The sequence below is a fragment of the Paludisphaera soli genome (assembly GCF_011064595.1).
Classification (GTDB): domain Bacteria; phylum Planctomycetota; class Planctomycetia; order Isosphaerales; family Isosphaeraceae; genus Paludisphaera; species Paludisphaera soli.
In genome coordinates this window covers 19,842-43,196 of sequence record NZ_JAALJI010000034.1, presented here as the reverse complement: position 1 = coordinate 43,196, position 23,355 = coordinate 19,842, and the positions used below count along the sequence as shown (strand labels likewise).

At 73.5% G+C, this 23,355-nt stretch carries 10 protein-coding genes; all 10 read right to left on the bottom strand.

Features of this window, described 5'->3' with window-relative positions; translation table 11 throughout:
• Positions 1–24: 24 nt before the first annotated feature.
• Complete coding sequence (locus tag G6O68_RS27820) at positions 25–855, bottom strand: hypothetical protein (RefSeq protein WP_240911533.1); 831 nt, start codon at positions 853–855, stop codon at positions 25–27.
• Positions 856–879: 24 nt separating this feature from the next.
• On the bottom strand, positions 880–3,240 hold the full coding sequence (locus G6O68_RS27815; protein WP_165252328.1) for a hypothetical protein: 2,361 nt from the start codon (positions 3,238–3,240) through the stop codon (positions 880–882).
• Between the two features lie 219 nt (positions 3,241–3,459).
• Positions 3,460–4,335: an FkbM family methyltransferase gene (locus G6O68_RS27810; RefSeq protein ID WP_165252326.1), complete on the bottom strand. Its 876-nt coding sequence runs from the start codon at positions 4,333–4,335 to the stop codon at positions 3,460–3,462.
• Between the two features lie 26 nt (positions 4,336–4,361).
• Positions 4,362–5,690: a glycosyltransferase gene (locus G6O68_RS27805; RefSeq protein WP_165252324.1), complete on the bottom strand. Its 1,329-nt coding sequence runs from the start codon at positions 5,688–5,690 to the stop codon at positions 4,362–4,364.
• A gap of 9 nt (positions 5,691–5,699) precedes the next feature.
• Positions 5,700–6,674: an SDR family oxidoreductase gene (locus G6O68_RS27800; RefSeq protein WP_206108230.1), complete on the bottom strand. Its 975-nt coding sequence runs from the start codon at positions 6,672–6,674 to the stop codon at positions 5,700–5,702.
• Between the two features lie 11 nt (positions 6,675–6,685).
• On the bottom strand, positions 6,686–7,531 hold the full coding sequence (locus G6O68_RS27795; protein WP_165252320.1) for an alpha/beta fold hydrolase: 846 nt from the start codon (positions 7,529–7,531) through the stop codon (positions 6,686–6,688).
• 23 nt (positions 7,532–7,554) lie between these two features.
• The gene (locus tag G6O68_RS27790; protein ID WP_165252318.1) at positions 7,555–9,180 is read right to left on the bottom strand and encodes an alkaline phosphatase family protein; all 1,626 of its coding nucleotides are present in this window, start codon (positions 9,178–9,180) and stop codon (positions 7,555–7,557) included.
• Positions 9,177–9,482, bottom strand: a complete 306-nt coding sequence (locus tag G6O68_RS27785) for an acyl carrier protein (protein ID WP_206108229.1) — start codon at positions 9,480–9,482, stop codon at positions 9,177–9,179. Before G6O68_RS27785 ends, G6O68_RS27790 begins: the two co-directional genes overlap by 4 nt.
• 32 nt (positions 9,483–9,514) lie before the next feature.
• Positions 9,515–14,614 (bottom strand): type I polyketide synthase, encoded by a 5,100-nt coding sequence (locus G6O68_RS27780; RefSeq protein WP_165252316.1) that lies wholly within the window; start codon positions 14,612–14,614, stop codon positions 9,515–9,517.
• A 52-nt stretch (positions 14,615–14,666) separates the two neighbouring features.
• Positions 14,667–23,243: a type I polyketide synthase gene (locus G6O68_RS27775; RefSeq protein ID WP_165252314.1), complete on the bottom strand. Its 8,577-nt coding sequence runs from the start codon at positions 23,241–23,243 to the stop codon at positions 14,667–14,669.
• Positions 23,244–23,355 lie beyond the last annotated feature (112 nt).

Here is a 23,355-nt window from a genome sequence, read left to right as displayed (position 1 = left end):
TCCCTCCCGAGCCTCGACACCGTCCTAGAACCGGACGGGAATCAACGTCAACCGCATCGCGGAGCCCACGAGGAGCGTCGAGCCGACCCGGAAGGCCGCCTCGGCCGCCGCCAGGGCCGAGCAGGCGACGATCGCCGTCGCCAGGTTCACCTGGCCGCGACGCCGGCCGCCGCGGATCAGGGCGAGCCAGCCCAGCAGCGCGAAGGCGTCGACCTGCCGCCAGGCGATCCACGAGGCCGCCCGGTACGTCCCCGGCGGGAGCAGGAGCGCCAACGAGGCGTCGGCCTCGCGCGTCGGCAGGGCGAACACCAGCGCCGCCTGGAGCGTCAGGCCCAGGACCCAGTAGCCCTGCGCCGCGGCGCATTCGTCGAGCGCGAGCGGGAAGCCGACCGGCCGGCCGGCGAGGGCGGCCAGCGCGCCCAGCAAGGTCGCCGCCAGGACGGCCCGGACGGTCGGCGCCAGGGGCTCGACGCCGAAATCGCCGATCAGGGCCAGGGCCGTCCAGAAGCGGAGCCCGGCTCGCTGGTCCCGGATCGCCTTCTGGACCTGGCCTTCGGCGACCTCGCCGACCCCCCGTGACTCGGCGCGGGCGACCCCCTGCTCCACCGCCCGCTTCAGCGCCAGGGACTTCGCCCCCGAGAGCCAGAGCAGGCCCTGGACGTCCAGGACGACGACGGCCCAGAGGACCAGCAGCGGCCCGGCCCTCCCCGTCGCCCGGGCGCGTCGGCGACGGCCGTCGGCCGTGAGCGGCCTGCCCCTCGGCGGTGCGGCGTCGCGCGCGGCCGCCTCCTCGGCCGGCGGAACCTCGTCCGCCGGCCTGGGCGCGGCCTCGCGTCGCTCCTGGATCGTTGACACAGCTGGATCTCCGCGATGGGTCGTTCAGCGGTCCTCGCCACGCGGTCGGCTGGTGACCGTCGGGTGCCGTGGCGGGCGGGCCGCGGCGGCTTTCGTCCGCGAGCGCGCCGGGGCGTCGCCCCGCCCCCGGTTCAGGTCGTCGCCCGACGTCGCCCCGGAGAGGGCGAGGTCGAGTCGCCTGGCGAGCCTGGCGATCAGCACGTCCAGGGGCCCGGCGGGGGGCGCCGAGGGGCCTTCGTTCCGGGCGCGCGCCAGCCGATCCCGGACCGCCTCGACCCGAGCCTTGGCGGTGGCGAGGTCGTCGCCGGCCGCCGCGGCCCGGCCTTCGTCCAGCAGGCCCGTCACGCCCGACAGCCGCTTCGCCCGCGCCCCGTCGGCTGCGAGGAAGGCGACCAGCTCCGAACGCACCCGCGCGAACGTCGCCTCCGGGCCGAGGTCCGGGACCGTCCTGACGTTCGAGGGGGGCGAGAGATTCCCCTTCCGGTCCTCGGCCTGGACGTAGTACGCGTACGCGCCGCCGGGCGCCACGTCGCGGTCCTCGAAGACCGGCCCGGTCGCGGTCCCGATCTCCACGAACTCCCCGGGGAGGGAGAAGACGCCCGGCTTCTCGCCGGGACGCAACGGGTCCTCCTCCCCCTCTTCCGCCGGGACGATCCCGAGCAGGAAGCCGAGGTCGGTCTTGCGATACGTCGAGCGGAAGACGCGGTAGCGGACGGCCCCGGGGCGAGGGCCCCAGGAGACCAGGGCCCGCCCGCGCCGCGCCTCGACCTCGACGGCCTCGGGGGGCGACGGCGGCCGCGGCGCCTCCGCCTGGAGGTCCTCCTCGTCGGGGGCGGCGTCCACGCGGGCGATCCGCGAGGGGGCTCCCGACGGCCCGGACCCCGGCGACGCCGGCGCCAGGGCGAACGCGCCGGCCGCGGCCGGCGTCGGGGCCGAGCTGGATCCGGAGCCGCCCAGCCACACCTCCGTCCCCTGGACGTAGTTGACGGCACCGGCGAACAGGCCGTGGGGCGTCGAGGCGAACGTGCGGAGGCCGAAGTTGTACATGTTGCCGAAGCCGTTGCGCGTGAGCGGCGACCAGGCGACGCCGTCGCGGCTGGCGAAGATGTCGAAGCCGAACTCGGAGCGGAAGAAGGGCGCCAGCGGGGTCGACCGCAGGGCCCAACTGTCGTCGTTCGTCCCCGCGTAGAGCACCCCGTCGTGCTCCTCCATCCGCCAGATGTGGGCGTTGAACGGGTTGCCGAAGCCGTCGCCCAGCCCGCTCAGCGGGAAGACGAGCCCTCGGGGCGTGAGCCGGACGTTCCCGGAGATCAGCTCCCAGGTGTCGTTGGGGTTGATGCGGATCAGTTCGGACGAAGGGAGCAGCGTGGAATACCACCCGGCGCTCCCCACGTAGAGCCTCCCCTGGAAGGGGTACATGCTGACGACCGAGGTCATGATCGGCCCCCGGCCCGCACCGCCGGTCACGACCGGGGTGATCGCGTACGGCGGGCTCCCCGAGGCGTCGGTCTTCCACACGGAGTAGCCCGTCGCCTGGTCGCCGGCGCCGATGTAGAGGGCGTTGTTGAAGACCGCCATCTCATAGACCTGGAGCGCCGGCGGGGTCACCTGGCGGAAGCTGTTGTCGCCCAGCCGGGGGTTGGACGATTCCAGGACGAACCCGTTCCCGGTCAGCCCGACGCTCGCCGACACGTACAGCCTGTTCTTGTAGACGGCCGTCGCGCGGAAGGTCACGGCCTTCGTGTCGCCCATCACGGTGCCGGGATTCTGGGGGATGGGCTGGAAGACCTCGCGGGGCTTCCCCGTGATCGGGTCCTTGACGATCGTCATGCGGAGGATCCTCGGCGGCGGCGCCCCCGGGTTGAACTCGCGAGCCGTGCAGCCGACGAGGTAGAGGGACTCGGTCCCGTCGGCCTCGCGGAAGACGGCCATGTCGCGATAGCCGATGTCGCGGGCGAGGTTCGTCCCCGGGACCACGTCCGATCGGTAGACCCTCGTCCAGAGCTTGTCGGCGGGGGAGTAGCGCCAGACCTCGGCGCGGAGGTCCAGCTCGGCGGGGTTCAGGGGGCACGGCACCAGGGGATCCGCGAAGATCGCCTGGAACGCCAGGATGAAAGGATAATAGAAGGCGATCGTCGCGTTCTCGACGCACTGGAAGTCGCGGTTCGTGCCGACGTAGAGGTTCCCCTGGAACCATCGCATCGACCAGGGGTAGCTGTTGTGGCGGTCGCCGAACCCGGGGAGGTTCGTCCGCGCGAAGTCGGTCCGGGTCAGCTGGCCCCGGACGGCGGGCGTCGCCAGGAGGAGCGCGACCGCCGCGAGCCCCCAGATCCGACGAGCGTGGCCCGGCCGCGACGGGGCGGCCGGACGGGCGAGATGTGGCATGGCGAACTCCTGGCATCGCGAGCCCCGCGATCCGCGGCCGACTCGCGCTGATGAGACCGAATGAAGGGCTCCCACGCTCCGCCGTGGAGCGCGGGTCGACGGCCTCGGCGCGAGGGCGACGGGCCGTCTCGGGGTCCTGACGTCGGCGATGAGCTTCGTCTCGCGGTCGACACCTCCCGTCTCGGGCCTCTGGGGCCCGCCGAACGATGGGGACGCCTCCTACACCGCCACGGGCCCGCCCGTCCGGCCGACCGACCGCGACGACCGCCCCGTCGCGTCGGCCTCCGTCGTCCGACGACGCGCGTAGAGGAGCGACACGGGCGACCGGCGATCCTCGTTCGTGCGGTCGATCGCGACCTCATAGCCCCGGGCTTCGAGCCACTCGGCCATGCCGGTCGACCCCGACTCCACGTCGTGGACCTCCACCACCAGCTGCTTGATCTTCCCCCAATCCGCGTCGTCCACCCCCCGCAGGACGTCCCATTCGCTCCCCTCCACGTCGATCTTGAGCAGGTCGATCCGGTCGATCCCTCGCTCGGCGACGACCGTGGAGAGCCGGGTGAGCGTGCAGACGCGCTCCTTCTTCCGCGAGGCGTAGTACAGCAGCCCCCCCACGCCCCAGGAGCGGACCCTGTCGCGCAGGCCTCGGAAACGTCCTCGAGCGCCGCCCCCGTCGGCCAGGCGGATCAAGATGTCGCGCAGGTCCGCCCAGCGCTTCTCCAGGCGTTCCGGGCAGGAGGTGGAGAAGCAAGGGAGGTGCGGGTAGTAGGCGAAGGCCGCCCGTCCCTCCCGGTCCGAAAGCCCGACGTTCGACGCGACGATCCGCGCCCCCATGCCGCTCGTGTTGCGCCGCAGGAAGGCGAAGATGTCCGGGATGGGTTCGAAGGCGTGGACCGTGACGTCGCGGAGGGTCTCGCCCAGGAAGAGCGAGAACAGCCCCAGGTTCGCGCCGACGTCCAGGACGACGTCCCCCTCGCCCAGCTCGACGCCGTTGCGGAGATAGACCCGCTCGCGGAAGATCTCGTCGAAGAGCAGGCGCGTCTCGCCCCGGCTGGGGCCGTGGATCACCATCCCGTTGGGCAATCGGATCCTCATCGCGGTTCGCCTCCTGGGCTCGACGTTCAGTGGACGAGGGTCGTCGCCGGCCGGGCCGCGTTCGGGGACCGCTCGGCGAGCGATTCCAGCAAGGCGGCGGCCCCGTCGGGCCCGGGATGTTCGGCCATGATCCCGGCGATCCGCCGGGCCTGGGCCCGGAAGCTCGGCTCGGTCAGCACCCGCTCGACGGCCGCGCGGAGGCCCTCCGGCGTGCAGCGCCGGGGCGTGAGGCGCAGGCCGGCCCCGGCCTCCACGACGCGACGGGCGTTGTCCGGCTTGTCCCAGTGGGTGGGGACGATGATCAGCGGCACGCCCAGTTGCAGCGCGGTCAGCACGGTGCCGGCGCCCCCGGTCGTCACCAGGACCGAGCATCGGGGGAGCAGGTCGCTGTGGCTGACCCAGCGCTCGACGCGGATGTTGGGGGCGATCGGGCCGAGGCCCAGCTCGTCCGGGTCGCGCTGGGAGCCGGTGGTCAGGACGACCTGCATGGGGAGGTCCGCCAGCCCCCGGGCCGCGGCCTTCAGCACGACGGGCTCCTGGAAGTGGGCCGTCCCCTCGGTGACGTGCACCCAGGGCCGGTCGGTCGGCAGCCGGTCGAGCCATGCGGGGGCGGGCGCGTCCTGCACCTTGTTCCAGATGCAGGGCCCGACGTAGTGGACGCTCGGCGGCAGGTCGTGGCGGTCGTAGTCGATCTCGCGGACGCTCGGGATCAGGTAGAGGGGCAGCTTCGCCATGTGCGCGTTCACGGAGCTTTCCATCGGCGGCAGCCCGTTCGCCGCGCGGACTCGGTTGACCTCCCGCCGCACGCCGATCGCCAGCACGTCGCCCAGCTTCGTGACGGCCTTCGCCAGCAGGCGTGTGCGGAAGTTCCGGGGCGACGGCAGGCCCGGGCCGCCCGGCGGGGCCTCGGGGCCGGGGATGAGGCACCCCATCAGCGTCGTCAGGATCGCCACCGGCACGGGCGCGGTCTCTCCCAGGACCACGATCGGGCCCCACATCCCGGTCTCGGTGACGATGACGTCGGGCCGCCACTCGTCGACGATCTCCCGGATGTCGGCGACCTGCTCGGGGAGCGTGCCGGCCAGCCAGTCGCGGAAGGCGCGGAGCAGCAGGCGGGGCGAGTGCCAGCCCAGCGTCGCGCGGGTCTCGGCCGCCTGCACGGCCGCCCAGATGGGCTCTTCGTGGAGGTGGCGGAACGGGAAGAGGACGACGCCCTGGGGCTCCACCACGGCCCGCGTGCTCTCGCTGGTGTAGAAGGCCACCTCGTGCCCCCGGGCCTTCAACGCGAGGGCGACGCTCATGAACGGGTTGATGTGGCCGACGAACGGCCAGACGGTGAACAGGTAGCGCGCCATCCCCCCCTCCTATTCGGTGTCGATCCCGTCGGTCGTCGCCTCGGCCATGGCCGCCCGCGCGGCCCTCCGGCTCGCCGAGGCGAGGGGCGTCCCCCGCTCCGGACCGCGATCGGGCCCGGCGGGGCCCGCCCCCGGGTCGGCCTGGATCCGCCGCATCAAGGCCCCGAAATAGAGCCCGTCGAAGACCCGGTCGGGGAGCAGCCCGCGCAGGGCGAGGGCGAACCAGGCGGGCCGGCCGACGACGTATCGCATCCGGGGGCGTCGGCTCGTCAGCGCCTTGTGCACCGCCATCGCGACGTGCACCGGCCGGGTCTTGCGGGTCTCCACGAAGCGGTCGGCCAGCTCCTCGTGCTTCACGAACATCGCGTGGTAGGGGCTCGCCGGGTCGAGCGCGTGGGCCGCGTTCCCCCGGTTGACCGACCATCGCGAGGTCTTGATGATCCCCGGCTCGATCAGGACCGCCCGGATCCCGAACGGCCGGACCTCCAGCGCGAGCGACTCGCCGAAGCCCTCCTGCGCGAACTTGGTCGAGCAGTAGGCGCTCAGGCCGAACGTGGCGATCCGGCCGCCGACCGACGAGATGGTCACGATCCGCCCCCGCCCGGCGGCCCGCATGTGCGGGAGCACCCGCCGCGTCACGTTCATCGTGCCGAAGACGTTGGCCTCGAAGACGTCGCGGATCTCGGACGGCTCCAGGTCCTCGAAGCACCCCCGCAGGCCCACGCCGGCGTTGTTGACGAGCCCGTAGATCCCCCCGCCGGACTCGACGACGTCCTCGACCGCCCGGTCGACGCTCGCCGGGTCGGTGACGTCGAGCTGGACGACGGTAAGGTCGACGCCCCGCTCCTCGGCGGCCTCGAGCACGGCCGGGCGATGGCCGAGGTCGCGGACCCCCGCGAAGACCTTGAACCCGCGCCCGGCGAGGTGGAGCGACGTCTCCAGCCCCAGGCCCGTCGAGCTGCCGGTGACCAACACGCTGTCCATGTGAGGGCTCCTCATGCTCGCGCCCCCGCCGCCGTCGGCGAGGCCAGGGATTCGATCAGGTGGTCGACGACGACCTCGGGCTGTTCGAGCGGCCCGAAATGCCCCCACTCCGACGACGGGAGCATGACCGACCGGGCGTTGGGCAGGTGCTCAAGCAGGTAGTCGTGGCTCCCCAGGAAGGCCGAACCCTCGGCGTAGATCAGGTGGACCGGGGCCTCGATCCGCGGGATGTTCTCCAGCGGCAGGTCGCCCACGACCTCGTAATCGCGGGTCAACGGGGTCGAATCCAGCACCCGCAGGAACTTCTCGGGGTTGCGCGGCAGGCCCTTCAGGGGGCCCCACTTCTTGGGGATGCTCATGCTCTGGCGGACCATGTACTCCAGGTCGCAGCGATGCTCCGGCGGCACCGTCACGCCCGAGCGCTCCAGCACCTGCACCCAGTAGGTCCACCCCACCCAGTCCTCGCGGGTGCGGAGGTGGATCAGGGCGGGCAGCGCGGCCTCGATCGCACCGACCTGGAGGACGCGGCCGGGATTGCGGAACGCGTAGTACAGCGCGATGTCCGCGCCGTAGCTGTGCCCCACGAGGTTGGCTCGCTCGACCCCCAGATGATCCAGCAGGCCTTCCAGGTCGGCGGCCATGTCGGTCGCCGTGTAGCCGTCCGGGGGCATGTCGCTGTAGCCGTGGCCCCGGAGGTCGTAGGTGAGGATCCGGAAATGGTCGGCGAGCATCGGGACGATCTTCAGGTGCCACACGGCCAGGTTGCCGGTGAGCCCGTGGATCATCACCAGGTCGGGGCCGCGACCGGCGCGCTGATAGTGGAGCGTCAATCCGCTGGGAAGGGTCGCTTTCGGCATTCCATCCTCCGGGCCGTAGTTCGTTATTCCAGGTATCCGAGGGCCGACAGACGCTTCAGGACGAGCCGCTCCTCCTCCGCGTCGAGGGCGACCCCCGCGCCGATCGGATCCGCCGCGACCGAGGCGCCGACCAGCGGGCGAGAGGCCGCCTCCACCGGCTCCGCGAGCCGCGGCGGTGCCCATCCCGGTTCCAGCGTCTGGACCGGCAGGCGTCCCGAGACGTCGTCGGGGATCGGCAGGCCCAGGCTGTGGAGCACGAAGGGGGCGACGTCCAGCAGCGACATCTCCGCGACGGCCTCGCCCCGCCTGACCCCCGGGCCCTTCGCCAGGAAGATCCCCTCGGGGCGGTGGGTGCCGGCGGGCTCGGGCCGCCGCCCGACGACGGCGTCGGCGCGGAGGATGGAGACCACCGCGTCCCCTTCCAGCCGCACCGTCAGGTCGGGCCCCCAGGGCTCGAACGGGCCGGCGAAGACCTCGTCGCGCGGCCAGACCTCGGCCACGACCGGGCGGCCGGTCTCGGGATGGCGGAGCCCCATCAGGCCCGCCGCCAGCTCGTCGCGGAATCGGTGATAGTCCTCGTCGGCGACGCCTCCGGATCCGCCCGGCGCGCGGCGGACGATGTGGATGCCCTGGCTGCTCGGCGTGGCGGCGTAGGCCAGCGTCCGGTCCCAGTCCATCTCGAAGACGTGGCGGGCGATCTGGTTGATGCCCACCTGGTGCGTGGCGTCCGGGCGGGCGCCCCGGTCGCCGGCCCAGGCCAGGAGCCCTCGCCGTTCGAGCCAGGTGTTGAGGTAGACGATGTCGGAGGTCGGCCCGAAGCCGTGGTCCGACGCGAAGAGGACCGTCGCGTCGGGCCCGGCGGCCGCGACGATCTCGGCGATCAGCCCGTCCAGCTCGCGGAAGTAGTTCAGGCAGGCCGCCCGCACGTCACGCTCCCACGGCGTCGGGTCCTTAGGCGCGAGCGCCGGGTCGAGGAACCGCCAGCAGAGGTGCTGGAGCTTGTCGACGCCGTCGAAGAGGATCGCGCCGAAGTCCGCCGGCTCCTCGCGCATCAGGTAGAGGAAGACCTCGGTCCAGCGACGCTCCCGGCGGGTGTGAAGCGTGATCCAGTCCAGATACTCCTCGGCGGCGCAGCCTTCGAGCACCTTCTCCTCGAGGGCCATGTCGTGCGACAGCTCGCGGGGGTTGAAGCTGGGGAGTTCCTTCAGGCGGTCGAAGAGGCCCGCCGGCCGGCAGCCCAGCCGGAGCTGCCGCCAGGGCATCCAGCCCCCCGGGACCAGGCAGCCGACGAGCGCCGGCGGCGGGAACATCAGCGGGAAGTTCAGCACGTTGCTCCGCAGCCCGCAGTCGCCGGCGATCGACCAGATCGTGGCGGACTGGACGTCGTGCGACGAGGTGAAGCGGAAGTACCGGCTGTCGGGCGTCTCCTTCTGGAAGAAGTCGAAGACGCCGTGCTCGCCCGGCCGCTTGCCCGTCATCAGCGACGTCCAGGCCGGCGGGGTGAGCGGCGGGACGACCGAGCGCAGGGTCGCCCGGACGCCGTCGGCGACGAGGTCGCGGAGGTGCGGCATCACCCCGCCGGCCATCAGGGGGTCGAGCACGGTGAACGTGGCCCCGTCGAGCCCGATGAGGATCGTCTTCGGCGTCATGCGACCCCTCCGGGGGCCGTCGCCCGCTGCTGGCGGCTGATCAGATCCACCAGCTCGCCGATGGTGACGTCCCGGGCCTCGGCCTCCTGCTTGCCCAGCTCGGCGAGAAACTCGGAGAACGGCAGCTGGCCGTACCGTTCCTGGAGTTCGCCGCCGAGGATCACCAGGTCGAGCGAATCCATCGCGAGGTCGCCCAGCAGGCGCGTCTCGGCCGTGATCGCGCCCGAGTATTCCCAGTCCCCCGACAGCTCGGTCATCAGCTCCAGCACCGCGTCGAGGATCTGCTTGTGGGTGAGCGGCATGGTTGCTCCTCAATGGGTTGTTCGACCGTCAGTCATTCGATCACGCGATCCGCCCCCGCGAGCGCCGGCGCGTCCGCCGAGCCGACCCCCTGCTGGCACAACGTCATCGCCACCACCGAGCGGCCGTGGAGCGTCGTGAAGACGACGACCGGCGCGGCCGCGAGCCGCGGGTGGTCCCCGGCCAGGCGGTCGGTCAGCCGGACGTGGACCGTCTCGTCCTCCGGGGCGACCGCGGCGATCGCGAGCGAACGGAGCGCCCCCGCCCGCCGCCCCCCCAGCGCCTTCACGACCGCCTTCTTGGCGCACCGGCAGCGAAACCACCATTCTTCGAGGCGGCCGACGGGCCGGTCCCGCAGCAGGTCCATGTCCGCCGCCGTCAGGACCGGCTCCTCGGCCTCCTCGCGCCGGGAAGGCGCCGACTCGGCGTGGATCGCCAGGTAGGAGTCGGGCTCGCTCTCGACCCCCGCGCGACCGGGAAGGATGCCGGCCAGGGCCACCGCCAGGTGGACGTCCATCGAGATCGAGACGACGATCTCGCCGTCCAGATCGCCCTCCCAGGCGCCCCCGGCCGTCAGACGACCGTCCTCGTCGCGTCGGATCGCGATGTCGGCCAGCGGCGGCTCCAGGCCCAGGTGGGCGCGGAGCAGGTCCCGCGCGGCCTCCTTCGCCGCCGTCCGGCCGACGAGCCATTCGACCTGGCGCGACTCCGGGGCGGCCAGGCCGCGGAACTCCTCGCGTTCGGCGCGGCCGAGGACCAGTTGCGCCCAGACCCGGCGCCAGAGGCCGAGGTCCGACGGCAGGCCGGAGCCGAGCCGGCGGCAGGCGAACGAGCGCGGGCTGGGGAACGCCTCGATCGGCTCGGGCCAGGGCTCGGAGAAGTCGCCTCCGCTCGGCCGGATGAGCGGAAGGAACGCCGCCGGGAGGTCCGATCGCCAGTCCTCCCAGCCGGTGAGCCGCATCAGCGGCCGGCCGTCGTCGGCGACGATCTCGATGTCGGAGCGGAGCCGACGGTCCCCTTCCGGCCGGATCGTCGCCTCGCAGGCGACCGTCGAGCCCGGCGGCAGGTTCGGGCCGAAGAGGTGCAGCGCCTCCAGCCCGGAGGGGAAGATCACCTTGCCCCTGGCCAGCCGCTCGGCCGTCCAGAAGCCGATCACCTGGCCGGCCGCGTCGAGCAGGACCGGGTCCAGGACGAAATCGGGGTCCGGCAGGCCGACGATCAGGCGGTCGAGGGGGAGGACCTGGAGCCTCGCGAGCGAGCCCTCGTCGCCCACGCTCTCGATCGAGGCCACGCCGCGCCAGGCCGGGCCGTGGAACATGACGTCCGCATACAGCCGATCGGGCTCGATCCGCGACGGCCGACCGTCGCGCAGCTTTGCGGCCGCCGAGGGGGGCCGGGCCGGGTGGGCGTCGCCGAGGACGACGGTCGCCTCGATCGCCGGGCTGGCGGCCGGCGGGTTCCCGCGACGGTCTTCCGTGAGGTTTCGGAGCTGCACGACGACTCGGTCCGGCTCCCCGGCCGGTCGGCGGGCGGTGACCTGCAGCTCCTGCGGGCCGTCGTCGAACGCGATCCAGCGGAAGGCCCGGAGGCCTCGAAATCCCACGACCGTCCGGCCCGGCGCCAGGAAGGCCGCAGCCTCCGCCATGACCTCCATGCTCATCGTCAGGGGCATGACGGGGAGCGCCAGCAGTTCCGGGTCGTCTCGGGAGACGTCGCGGCCGAGGGTGTGGTCGCGCAGGTAGACGTCGATCGCCGGGTCGAAGACGCGACGGGCGATCAGCTCCTCCCCGGCCTTCGCCGAGACGACCTCGCCCAGCAGCGGGAACGGGGTCTTCTTCGAGGGCCGATCGGGGGGCGGCTTCCGCGCCGGGGGCTCGGGCTCGTCGCCGCCGCGAACGCCCGCGTCCGGGTACTCGTCCATCGTCCGCAGGAAGTCCAGGATCATCGAGTCGGCCGGCGGGCGGACCGTCGCGACGGGGGCGGCGGCCGGCGTCGATTCGGCGTGGGGGCGGCCGTTCTCGCGGGCCGGGGCCGTCGCGACCCCGACGGCCTCGTCCCGCTCGGCTGCGGCGGCCTCGGCGCGGAAGCGGCTCGCGAACTCGTCGGAGATCCGCATCGGCGGGAATCCCGTGACGAGCTTGATCGGGGCCCGCGCGGGCGTCCGGGTCGCTGCGGCCGCGGCGGTTTCGAGGTCGACGCGCTCGACGCGGCGGCGGCGGTGGAGGAAGCCCAGGTCCAGGTCCACGCCGTGCGCGGTGAGGATCGCGACGAGGTGGTTGAGCTGCAGGACGCCGGAGCGTCGCTGCACATTGGCCGGCACGGCGCAGAACCGCTTGCCCCGCAGGATGTCGTCGACGAACGAGCTGAGGTTGCCGCGAGGCCCGACCTCGACGAAGAGCCGAACCCCGTCGTCGTGGAGGGTCTCGATCGTCTTGCGGAACTCGACGGGGAGCAGCCAGTGGTCGACCATCAGCTTGCGGATGGCGTCGGCGTCGTCCGGGTAGGGGGCGGCGGTCGTGCACGAGTAGATCGGCACTCGGGCGGGGAGGATCGCGGCCTCCTCGAAGATCTGGCGCAGGTGGTCGACGTAGGGGGCGAACAGGGGCGTGTGGTAGGCGCGGTCGAAATTGAGCTGCTCGGAGATCAGGCCCTCGCGGCGGACGATCGCCAGGGCCCGTTCGGCGACCTCGCCGCCGCCGACGAGGACCGCCTGGTGCGGGCAGTTGTCCATCGCCACGTAGATCGCGCCGCCGACCTCCCGGGCGATCGCCTCGACACGCTCCCGATCGGCCCCGATCGCCAGCAGCACCGCGCGGGGGACGCCGACGCGCGCCGCCTCCTCGTAGTTCCGATAGAGCTTCAGGATCAGCTCGGAGAACTGCTCCTCGCCCGGTTCGAAGAGGCCGGCGGCGCGGAAGGCGGAGAACTCGCCCGTGCTGTGCCCGAGGATCACGTCGGGCCGGAGCCCGAGGCCGGTCACCAGCTTGAGCGTCGCCTGGTTGGCCGTGAGGACGGCCTCGACCGCGCCGGCGATCTCCCAGAGCCGGTCCTCGACGCGCGCCCCGCCCCCCCGCGAGGACGCCGGCCGGGGGAAGATGTGGTCGCTGGGGACGTAGCCTCGCGGGTGGTCGAAGTAGACGCGATCGATCTGGTCGAAACACTCCCGGACCTCCGGGAAGTGGAGGCAGAGGTCGGCCAGCATGTTGGGGTACTGCGACCCTTCGCCGGGGAACAGGAAAGCCAGCTTCCCTTCACGGCCCAGGGGCTCGGCGTCGTAGTAGATGCCCGAGACGTCCCGGATCCGGCGGCAGCCGCCGGCCGACTCCAGCTTCCCCGCCGCGCGTCCGAGCTTCTCCCGCAGGTCGGCCGTCGAGGCGGCCACCAGCGCCAGCCGGCACGGCGAGCCGTCGCCCGAGGTCGTCAGGTCGTGGTTGAGGGTGTAGGCGACGTCGGCGAGCCGGGGCGGCGCGGCCGCGGCGGGATCGAGCCGACTCGCCAGCCGCCGGACCTTCTCAAGCAGCTCCGCGGGAGTCTCGGCGCCGAGGATGCAGGCCTCGGCCTCCCAGTCCGGCAGGTGGTCGGACGGGGCCTGCGGGCCCGGCCGGGCCTCGTCCCGCCGCCGGACCTTCGAGGGTTCCGGCGCGTATTCCTCCAGGACCGCGTGCGCGTTGATGCCGCCGAAGCCGAAGGCGTTGACGCCCGCCCTTCGCGGCTCGCGGCCCCCCTGGATCCAGGGCCGGGTCTCGGTGCAGAGGTAGAAGGGGGTGCTTTCCAGCTCGAGCTTCGGGTTCGGCTTCTCGCAGTGGAGCGTCGGCGGCAGGACCTTGTGATGGAGGGCGAGGGCCGTCTTGATGACCCCGGCCACCCCGGCGGCGGGGATGGTGTGGCTGATCATCGACTTGACCGTCCCGAGGGCGCAGCGGGGGAGGTCCCCCTCGCGGGCCCCGAAAACCCGGGCCAGCGCCTGGATCTCCACCACGTCGCCGACGGGCGTGCCGGTGCCGTGGGCCTCGATCAGGCCCACCGTCCGCGGCGAGACGCCGGCCGCCTGGTAGGCGCGTCGGAGGGCCAACTCCTCGCCCTCGACGCGGGGGGCCATCACCCCCAGGCCCCGGCCGTCGCTCGCGACCCCCACCCCTCGGACCACGGCGTAGATCCGGTCGCCGTCGCGCTCCGCGTCCCGCAGCCGCTTGAGAACGACCATGCCGATCCCCTCGCCCAGCAGCGTGCCGTCGGCCTCCTCGTCGAACGGGCGGATCTGCTGGCGGCGGGAGAGCGCCCCGAGCTGGCAGAAGATGCTGAGCGTCGGCATCGGGATCCAGACCTGCGACCCCCCCGCCAGCGCCAGGTCGAAGGAGCCGGAGGCCAGGCCGTCGACCGCCTGCTGGATCGCGATCAGGGACGACGCGCAGGCGGCGTCCACGGTGTAGCTGGGACCCATCAGGTCGAGCCGGTTGGCGATCCGGCCCACGATGACGTTCGGGACCAGCCCCGGCATCGTCTCGGCCTTGAACGGCGGCAGGGCGCTCTTCAGCTCGCGACGGATCGCCTGCATCCGGTCGTCCGTGTACTCCGGATGGAGCGTCTTCAGGATCTCCAGCGTCTGGTTCACGACCAGGCCGTGCTGGACGGCGATCGCGTTGCCGCCGTTCAGGTACGTCCCCTTGCCCAGGATCACCGCCGTCCGGCGGCGGACGTCCTCCGGCAGCTCCAGGCATCCCGCGTCGGCCAGGGCGTCGCGGGCCAGCTGGAGCGACAGCCACTGGTCGGGCTCGCCGCCGACGGCCACGGGGGGGATGCCGTGGGGCAGCGGGTCGAAGGTCGCCGTCGCCCCGAGGTACCCCCCGCGCTTGCAGTACACCCGGTCGCCTTCGAGCGAGTCGGGGTCGAAGTACCGCCCGGTCTCGCGGGCCTCCGGCGGCGGGTCCGTCACCGCGTCGACCTTCCCCAGGATGTTCCGCCAGTAGGCGTCGAGCCCGTCCGCGCCCGGGAAGAGGCACGACATGCCGACGATCGCCACGGCCTTCGAGGCCGCGCGGCGGTCGTCGGTCGCGGGGGCGGCCCCCTCCGACCGGCCCTGGAATTCGTCGCGACCCGTCGTCGGGTCCGGCCCTCGGGAACTCAGGTCGAACATGATGATGTCCCTTCCAGGTCGTTCATCGAAGCCGCGAGGGGGCCGCCGATCCTCAACCGCGACGGGCGCCCGCCAGTCGATTCAGGGCCTTGCTCCCCGTCCCCTCCGCCCCCGTCAGCACCCCCAGCAGGCGGCCGTCGGGGCCCCAGAAGTGATGGTCGGCGTGGCAGGTCGGGACCCGACTCTCGGGCCGGATCCGCAGCTCATAACGGATCCCCGGCGCGAGGCCCTCGCCGCCGGGCGGCCCGGCCGGGGCCGAGACCCCCGGGCCGAAGAGGAGGAACTCCGCGATCCGCGCCGGGAGCAGGGTCACGTCCCAGTGGAGCCTCGCCCAGAGGACCTGCATCTGCAGCGCGCTGTCCACCACGACCGGGTCGATCAGCCAGGCTCCGGGCCCGCCGCCGCGTAGGCAGGCCCGCGGCGACGAGGGCCGAAGGATCGCCCGCGCGCCTCGCGGCCCGATCGCCTCGATGGCGGCGATGCCCTGGAAGAGCGGCCCATGGAACAGCCATTCGCGGTACGCCTCCTCGACGCGAATCGACCTGAGCCCTTCTCCTTCCAGCAGGCCGGGGTCTTGCGCGAATCCGCGACCTGCGGCCTCGACCGCCCGGCGTCCCAGGCGGACCGCGGCCTGATAGTGGATCCGAGGCGGGCTCTGGGCGCCCTGGATCGACACGTCCAGCGTTTGGGACGATCCGGGGTCGTCCCCCCGCGCGCCGGCGACGGGCCGGGCGCGGGCGACGACCCGCACGTCTTCCGGCTCGTCGCGGAGCACGACACCCCGATGAAGCCGGAAGTCGCCGATCCCCAGCAACTCCAGGCCGGGCACCGCCGCGGCGGCGACCTCGGCCATCAGCTCCATCGCCATGGCGAACGGGAAGACGGGGCGGCCGTCGAGGCAGTGGTCCTTCAGGTAGCGGTCCACGGTCACGTCGATGGGACGCTCCAGCTCGACCACGCCCTCGCGCCGGGACAGCACGCCGGCGGCCGCGATCAGCGGCGGCTTCGGCGGCGCGGCGGGCTCGGCGGCGCGCCCGTTCGGGGCGTCCGACGACGGGCCCATCCCCCCGGCCCCGCCGATGAGGACCTCCACCTCTCCCTTGCGCCCGGAGCGAAGCTCGTCCAGGAGCATGCCGCAGCCCACGTCGGGGGGGATGAGGACGACGCCCCGATCCGCGAACTGGCGCTGGACCTCCGGCGAGACCATCCCGGTCTCCAGCCAGGGTCCCCAGTTGATCGAGACCACCCGACCCGGGCACCGCCGGTCCAGATCCTGCGCCAGCTTGTTGAGCACCTCGCTGGCGGCCGCGTAGTCCGCCTGGCCGCGGTTCCCGAAGCGCCCGGAGACCGAGCTGAAGAAGACCAGGAACCGGAGCGAGTCCAGCCGCAGTCGCTCGGCGAGGGTCCTCGCGCTCCCCGCCTTGGCCTCGATCACCCGCCGGAACGATTCGAGCGTCTTGTCCTTGACCAGCCGGTCCTCGATGACGCCGGCCCCGTGGATCACGCCGTCGATCCGGCCGTGGGCCCGATAAGTCGCGTCGATCAGCGTCCCGAACGCCTCCGCGTCGCGCACGTCGCAAGCCGCGTACTCGACGCGCGCCCTGGCCTTCGCCAGCCGTTCGAGATTCGCGCGGACCTCGCGTTCGAGCCGGAGTCGACGGCAGCGGTCCTCGACCTCCGCCAGGACGGCCTGCCGACCCGCGACGCGGAACTGTTCCAGGATCGCCCGCCGGAGGGCCTTGGGCTCTTCGATCCCCGAAGTCTCGGCCGACTCCGGGCCGGTCGGCGGCGGCGTGCGGCCGACCACGACGAGGCGGCAGGGCGCGGCCTCCATCAGGGCGATCGCCGCCCTGGCCGTGATCCCCCGGGCCCCGCCGGTCACGAGGACGACCGACTCGGAGTCGATCGGCAGGCCGCCCAGCCCGGCGGGCAGGGGCGCGGGGATCAGGTCGAGGATCGTCCGCCGTCCGTCGCGGTAGCCGATCTCCACCAGGCGGTCGTCCGCCATCAGTTCGTCCAGCAGCCAATCGGCCACGACGTCCGGGTCGGCCGGCGGGAGGTCGACCGCCTTGACGCGGATCGCGGGCCACTCGTGGGCGAGCGACTTGAGGAACCCGGCGATCCCCCCCGCCTCGAAGGCGCCCCGGGGCGCGGGCCGCTCGACGGCGAAGGCCCCTCCCAGCCGCGAGGCCCCGAGGATCACGCCCCCGCCGCGGGCCGCCGCCCGCTCCAGGTCCGGGCCCAGGGCGCGGGCCAGCAGGTACAGCGACGTCAGGTCGTCGCTCCCGCGGCCTTCCCGGAGCGCCGCGAGGTGGATCAGGGCGGCCACGGGCCCGCGCCTGTCGTGGATCTCGTCGATCAGGCGGGCCGCCCCGTCGGGATCTCCGAGGTCGGCGGTCATCTCGTCGGCCGATCCGGCGGCCCGCGAGACGATCCGGACGACCTCGCGACCCCGTCCGCCCAGGAGGCTCGCCAGGCGTCGCCCCGCGCCGTCCTCGTCGTCCACGATGACGACGAGGCCGTCGGGGGCCAGGTCGGCGATCGCCCCGATGGGGGGGGCGAGGGCCGCCTTCAGCGCGAACCGGCCGACGCCGTGTCCGGTCCGCGCACCGTCAAAAGGGCGACGATCCTCCTCCGTCGCGCGCCCACGGCCGTCGCCGTCCCCTTCGAGGAAGCAAGCCAGATGGTCGACGACCTGGCGGAGTGTGCGGCTCGAGGTCAGGTTCTCGATGTCGGGCGTGCGGCCCGGGGGCATCGCCAGCGAGCCGATCAGGGTCCCGGCGATCTCGACCCGCTTGATCGAATCGATCCCCAGGTCGGCCTCCAGGTCGGCGTCGAGATTGAGCATCTCCTCGGGATAGCCGGTGCGCTCGCCGACGATGCTCAGCAGACGGGCCGTGATGGCCCGGCGATCGGCCGCGTCGGCGGCAGGCCGTTCGGTCGCGGTTGGATCGGACGCCGGGGCGTGCGCGCCGGCGTCGAGCGTCGACCCGTTCCGGCCGCCATGCGTCGCGTCCGGCACGGGAGCCGGAGCGACGGCGGCCTTCGGGGCGGCGGCCTCGGTCGGGCTCGCCAGCCAGGCCGGAGCGGGCGGCGCGAGGCCGTCAAGGAGGCCCGGGGCGGCGGTCGGGGCCCACGACGAGGCGTGGGCCGCGCCGTCGAGGGCCGCGGCGGAGTCGCCGTTCGATTCGGCCCGATGAGGGTCCGACGCGAGCGTCGGCTGGGAGCCGAGGTACACGAGCAGGTCATGCATCACGGTCTCCTGGGTCTGGAGGAAACGCATCATGACCTGCTGAAATTGACGCGCGAGGTCGGCCGAACCGTGCCCGTTCGGGGCGGACGGCGGCGCGGATTCCGGGTAATCCCGAGGACGGGCCGGCTCCGAGTGGGACGGCGGCACCTCCCCGTTGAAACGGGGGCTGTGGACGGATGATCGAGACATGGACCCTCCCTCGTTCGCGGAACCTCGATGAATCGCGAATCGGGCGCGGGCGCCCGATTCGTCCCGGGTGACCCCATCGCCGTTCGGCAGGTCGTGCCGAGGCGGTTTCCCTGGTTGCTGGGGCGCCCTCGGAGGCGGGGCCTCCGGGGGCGCCTCGCGAGGACGACGACCATCCCCCCCGGCCGGCGACGGGGAGAGAGGAGCCCTTGGGACGACCGACGTCCCGGCGGGCGGCGAGGCCGTGGTCCGGACCTCGTCCGCCTTGGGGCGTGCGGGGCGGGCCGAGCCGCCGTTGACCAGCCAGGCCGTCGGCGAGAGCGGCTCGGGCCCGGCCCCCTCGGCCCGCATCAGAGGATCCCCCGGGCGGAACGAACGCCCCCGGAAGAGCGCCTCGGCTCGCGGCGGAACGCCCTCCGCCGCCAGGGTCGCGAGGCCATGGAGCAGGGCCGCGAGGCCGTCCCATCCGGGCCGATCGAACGAGGCGCAGGCGTGGGGGCGGTCGCCGAGGATCTGGTCGACGAGCCCGCTCAGGACCTGTCGCGGCCCCACTTCCACGAAGAGGCGGGCGCCGGCCTCGTACATCGCCTCGACCTGCCGCACGAATTCCACCGGGCGGACCAGATGGTCGGCCAGCAGGTCGGCGATGGCGGCGGGGGCCTCGGGATACGGGGCCGCCGTGGTGTTCGAGTAGACCGGGATGCGGGGCGCGGCGATCGTCAGCCGGCGGATCCGCTCGGAGAGCTTCCGTTGCGCCGGCGCGACGAGCGGGGAATGGAAGCCGCAGGCGACGGGGAGACGCCGAGCCTGCAGGCCCCTGTCCCGGCACCACGCCATCGCCTTGTCCACGGCCGCCCGCGTCCCGGCCACGACCGTCTGCCGGGGGGCGTTGAGGTTGGCGAGCGTCAGGCCGGCGTCGGCCAGTAGGAGCGGCCCCAGCTCGTCCGGCGCGGCGACGATCGCCGCCATCGCCCCGCTCTCATCGGTGGTGCATTCCCCGATGAAGCGGCCGCGGGCCGCCGCGATTTCCAGCAGCTCCTGCTCGCCGAGGGATCCCGCGGCGCACAGGGCGACGAACTCGCCGAAGCTGTGGCCCGCCGTCATGTCGGGCGCGATCCCCAGCCCCCGGAGCAGACGGAGGACCGCCAGGTCGGTCGCCGCCAGCGCCGGCTGCGCGATCCGCGTCTCCGTCAGGGCAATTTGGAGGTTCTTCTCGTCCTCCGCGTCGAAGACCGGCGGGGGGAAGATCCAGCGGCTGAGCGGGCCTCCCAGTTCGTCGGCCAGGACGCGGTCGGCGCGTTCGAAGCCCTCGCGCACCTCGTCGAACGCCAGGGCCATGTCCCGCGTCATGTTGACGTACTGCGAGCCCTGGCCGGGGAAGAGGAAGGCGATCCGGCCGTCGCCCGCGAGCGGACGCTCCGCGAAGTGGACGCCGCCGGGGTCGTGGCGACGCTCGACATCGGAGCCGAGCAGGTCCCGCGCCGCGTCGAGCTTCGCGGCGAGGTCGTCGAGCGAGGAGGCGACGATCGCCAGCGACGGCCCCCCCGGCGCCTCCGCCTCCGCCGCCCGGGCCAGCGAGCGGGCCAGGTGGCCCGGGTCGGGCCGGGCGCCGGACTTCAGCGGGCCGGCGACGCGTCCGATCGCCTCGAGGATCGCCCCCCGCGATCGGCCGCGCCAGAGGAAGAGTTCGGCCGGCCAGGGGTCCCGCGACGCGGCGCGGTCGGCGACGAAATCGGCCGTGTACTCCTCCAGGGCGACGTGGAAGTTCGTGCCCCCGAAGCCGAACGCACTCACGCCGGCCCGTCGCGGCTCAAGGCCCTCGGCGTGGATCCAGGGCCGGGGCTCGGTGTTCACGTAGAACGGGCTTTCCGGGAAGTTCGCCTTGGGGTTGGGCCGGCTGACGCCCAGGGTCGGCGGGAGCACCCGATGGTTCAGCGCGAGCGCGGCCTTGATCAGCCCGGCCACCCCGGCGGTGGCCTTCGTGTGCCCGATCATCGACTTGATCGAGCCGACCGCGCACCCTTGCCTCGCCGCGCCAGCCTCGCCGAAGAACATGGTGAGGGCCTTGATCTCGGCCTGGTCCCCGGCCACCGTCCCGGTGCCGTGGGCCTCGATCAGCCCCACGGTCGCGGGCGAGAACCCGGCCTGTGCATAAGCCCGCCGCAGGGCCCGGACCTGCCCTTCGGGCCGGGGGGCCGTCAGCCCGCGGTCGCGGCCGTCGCTCGCGCCGCCGACGCCCCGGATCACCGCGTAGACCCGGTCGCCGTCGCGCTCGGCGTCGTCCAGCCGCTTGAGGATCACGGCGGCGAAGCCCTCGCTGATGGCGATCCCGTCCCCCTCCTCGTCGAAAGTGCGGCAGCGGCCGTTGGGCGACAGCGCCTGGGTCTTGCTGAAGCAGAGGAAGGCGAACGGGTTCTGGATCGCGTCCACGCCCCCCACGATCGCCACGTCGCTCGTCCCCGCCTCCAGGTCGCGCACCGCCAGGTTCACCGCGGCCAGCGACGACGCGCAGGCGGCGTCCACCGTGTAGTTGACCCCACCCAGGTCGAACCGGTTGGCCACCCGCCCCGCCGCCACGTTCATCAGGATCCCGGGGAACGAGTCCTCGGTCCATTCCGGCAGCAGGCCGCCCAGCCGCTCGGTGACGGCCGCCGCCTCGCCGTTGAACAGCGACGGCAGGCACGAGCGCACCATGTAACCGGCCGTCAGGTCGGACCCTCCCCCCCCCGCCCCGAGGATCACCGACGTCCGCTCGCGGGGGAACGGCCGGTCCAGGTAGCCCGCGTCATCCAGGGCCGACCGCACCACGGCCAGCGCCAGGAGCTGGAACGGCTCGATCGAGCGGAGCGAGCTGGGGGGCATCCCGAAGTCCGCCGGGTCGAACGCCACGTCGCCGATGAACCCCCCCCAGCGCGAGTAGATCTTGTCCCTCGCCGACCGCGAGGGGTCGAAGTACCGCCGCCAGTCCCAGCGGTCGGCGGGGACTTCCGTGATCGCGTCGACCTTGTTGAGGATATTGGACCAGAACGTCCTCAGGTCGGGCGCGCCGGGCAGGATGCAGGCCATCCCGACGATCGCGATCGCGGCGGGGGGGGGCGACTTCGCCGCGGCGGCCTCGGCCGGCCGGGGCGACGCCGCCGGAGATCGGCCGCGCCCGGCCGCCACGTCGGCGTGAAGCTCGGCCAGCGTGCAGACGCCGTCGCGCAGGCCGGCGACCTGCCCGATCATGTACAGCCCTCGCGCCCACTGCTCCTCGTCCCCCAGCTCGACGAGCTTGGGCGCCGCGGGGTCCTCGCCGAATCGGGGGTTGTGGTCGAGCCCCTTCGACGCGACCCGGAGGCGGCCGATGTTCAGCTCCTCCAGGCCCCGCCGCAGCTCCTCCGCCGGGAGGCCCCGGCGGATCAGCCGCCGCTTCTCCCCCTCGAAGTCCGCGACGAACGGCGACGACGCGCAACGCGTCGCGTGCCCCGGGCCGCTCTCCAGCAGGACCGTGCGGTCGCAGGCCAGGGCCGCTTGCTGGAAGCCGGCCGTGATCGCGCCCGTCTGCACCGCCTCGCGGGTGAACAGGTAAGCCGTCCCCAGAAGGACCCCGACGCGCACCCCGCGGCGGATCAGCGGCGAAGCCAGCGCGCCGACCATCGCGGACGAGAGCCCGTCGTGCACGCCGCCGGCGAACAGGACGTGATACGCCGAGGCGTCGACCCCGCGCGTCAGGTGCTCGGCGAGCACCTCGATCAGGCTCTCCCACAGCACGAAGCTCGTCCTCGGCCCGACGTGGCCGCCGCACTCCCTCCCCTCGAAGACGAACCGCCGCGCGCCCTGCTTGAGGAAGATGCGCAGCAGGCCCGGCGACGGGACGTGCAGGTAGCTCGGGATCCCGTCTTCCTCCAGGGCCTTCGATTGATCTGGCCGGCCTCCGGCGATCAGGACGAAGGGGGGCTTGTTGGCGCGGACGACCTCGAGCTGCTCCGCCCTCAACTCCGGCGGGACGAAGCCGAGGACCCCGACCCCCCAGGGGCGGCCGCCCAGGCGGCTCCGCGTCTCCTCCAGAAGCGTCCGCGCCTCCGGGCCGCGCATCAGGGCCAGGGCCAGGAACGGCAGGGCGCCGGCCTCCGCGACCGCGGCGGCGAACTCGGCCCGGTCGCTGACCCGAGTCATCGGCCCCTGGGCGATCGGGAACCGCGTCCCGTGCGCCCGCGCCCAGGGCGATCCCTCGGCGAAGGCCCCGCATCCGCCGCCGTCCGCGAACGCCTCGCGGACGGCCGCATCGAGCCCGGTCAGCACGCCGCCGACCGTGCCGAACCGCTGCGCCAGGCCGGCGGCGAAGGCCGCGTCCTGGCCCAGGGCGAGGAGCGACGTCTCGGGCGTCCGCCAGTCGACCCGGCGTCGGATCGCGGCTCGCCAGGCGTGGCGTACCGCCGTCGCCGGTCGCTCCGCGACCAGGGCCGTGGCCTCCAGCCGCCGCAGCTCGGCCGGACTCGGCAGGTCGGGCCGGGAGTAGGCCCGGAACCCCGCCCCGAACGCGCCCCCGACGCAGGCCGTCTCGCTGCCGTCCATGCTCGCGAGGCGCTCCCGCAGGCGGTCGGACGCGGGCGACTCCCGCGTCAAGAGCAGCTGGCCGTCCAGCACGGCGCCCGCGGCCCCGGCGACCCGGCAGGCGGCCGCCGTGCACGGGCCGACGCCGCCCCACGCCCAGACCGGAACTCCCAGGCGGGGGATCAGCCGCTGGAGCAGGACGAAGGTCGTTTCATCCCCCACCCAGCCGCCGGCCTCATTCCCCTTGGCGACCACGGCGTCCGCGCCGGCCTCCTGCCCCGCCAGGGCCTCCTCCAGCGAGGTCGCCACCAGGATCGCCCGCAGTCCGGCCTCGTGGATCGGCCCCACGAGCGGCTTGAGCCCGTCCGGGTCGGTGCCGCCGCCGGCTAGCAGGATGGACTCCAGCCCGGCCGGCCGCCGCGCCAAGATCGCCCGCAGCAATTCGGCCGATCCCGCGTCCAGCAGGACGCCGAGCCGGCCTCGCCCGAGCGTCGCCAGGCGATCCAGGGCCGACAGGGCAGGCCCCGCTTCGTCGATGAATTCGAGGTTCAGGACCCCGACGGCCCCGGCCCGGCCGCCGGCGATCGCCAGCGACGGGTCCGGGGATCCTCCGGGAGTCAGCACCATCCAATCGAAGTCCGGCGTGTTCTTCACTGTCCTCGCCGCCTTTCGATGAGCACCCCGACCTCTCGATCCCCCCGGGCCGGCCGACACGCGCGGCCGCGGGGGGACGAGACGACTCGGGTCGGCGCGACCGCTTTCCTTC

Excerpts from the sequence above, each read along its gene's own strand:
- G6O68_RS27810 (WP_165252326.1), bottom strand. The coding sequence starts at position 4,335 with ATGAGGATCCGATTGCCCAACGGGATGGTGATCCACGGCCCCAGCCGG.
- G6O68_RS27790 (WP_165252318.1), bottom strand. The coding sequence starts at position 9,180 with ATGACGCCGAAGACGATCCTCATCGGGCTCGACGGGGCCACGTTCACC.
- G6O68_RS27795 (WP_165252320.1), bottom strand. The coding sequence starts at position 7,531 with ATGCCGAAAGCGACCCTTCCCAGCGGATTGACGCTCCACTATCAGCGC.
- G6O68_RS27780 (WP_165252316.1), bottom strand. The coding sequence starts at position 14,614 with ATGTTCGACCTGAGTTCCCGAGGGCCGGACCCGACGACGGGTCGCGAC.
- G6O68_RS27800 (WP_206108230.1), bottom strand. The coding sequence starts at position 6,674 with ATGGACAGCGTGTTGGTCACCGGCAGCTCGACGGGCCTGGGGCTGGAG.
- G6O68_RS27785 (WP_206108229.1), bottom strand. The coding sequence starts at position 9,482 with ATGCCGCTCACCCACAAGCAGATCCTCGACGCGGTGCTGGAGCTGATG.
- G6O68_RS27805 (WP_165252324.1), bottom strand. The coding sequence starts at position 5,690 with ATGGCGCGCTACCTGTTCACCGTCTGGCCGTTCGTCGGCCACATCAAC.
- G6O68_RS27815 (WP_165252328.1), bottom strand. The coding sequence starts at position 3,240 with ATGCCACATCTCGCCCGTCCGGCCGCCCCGTCGCGGCCGGGCCACGCT.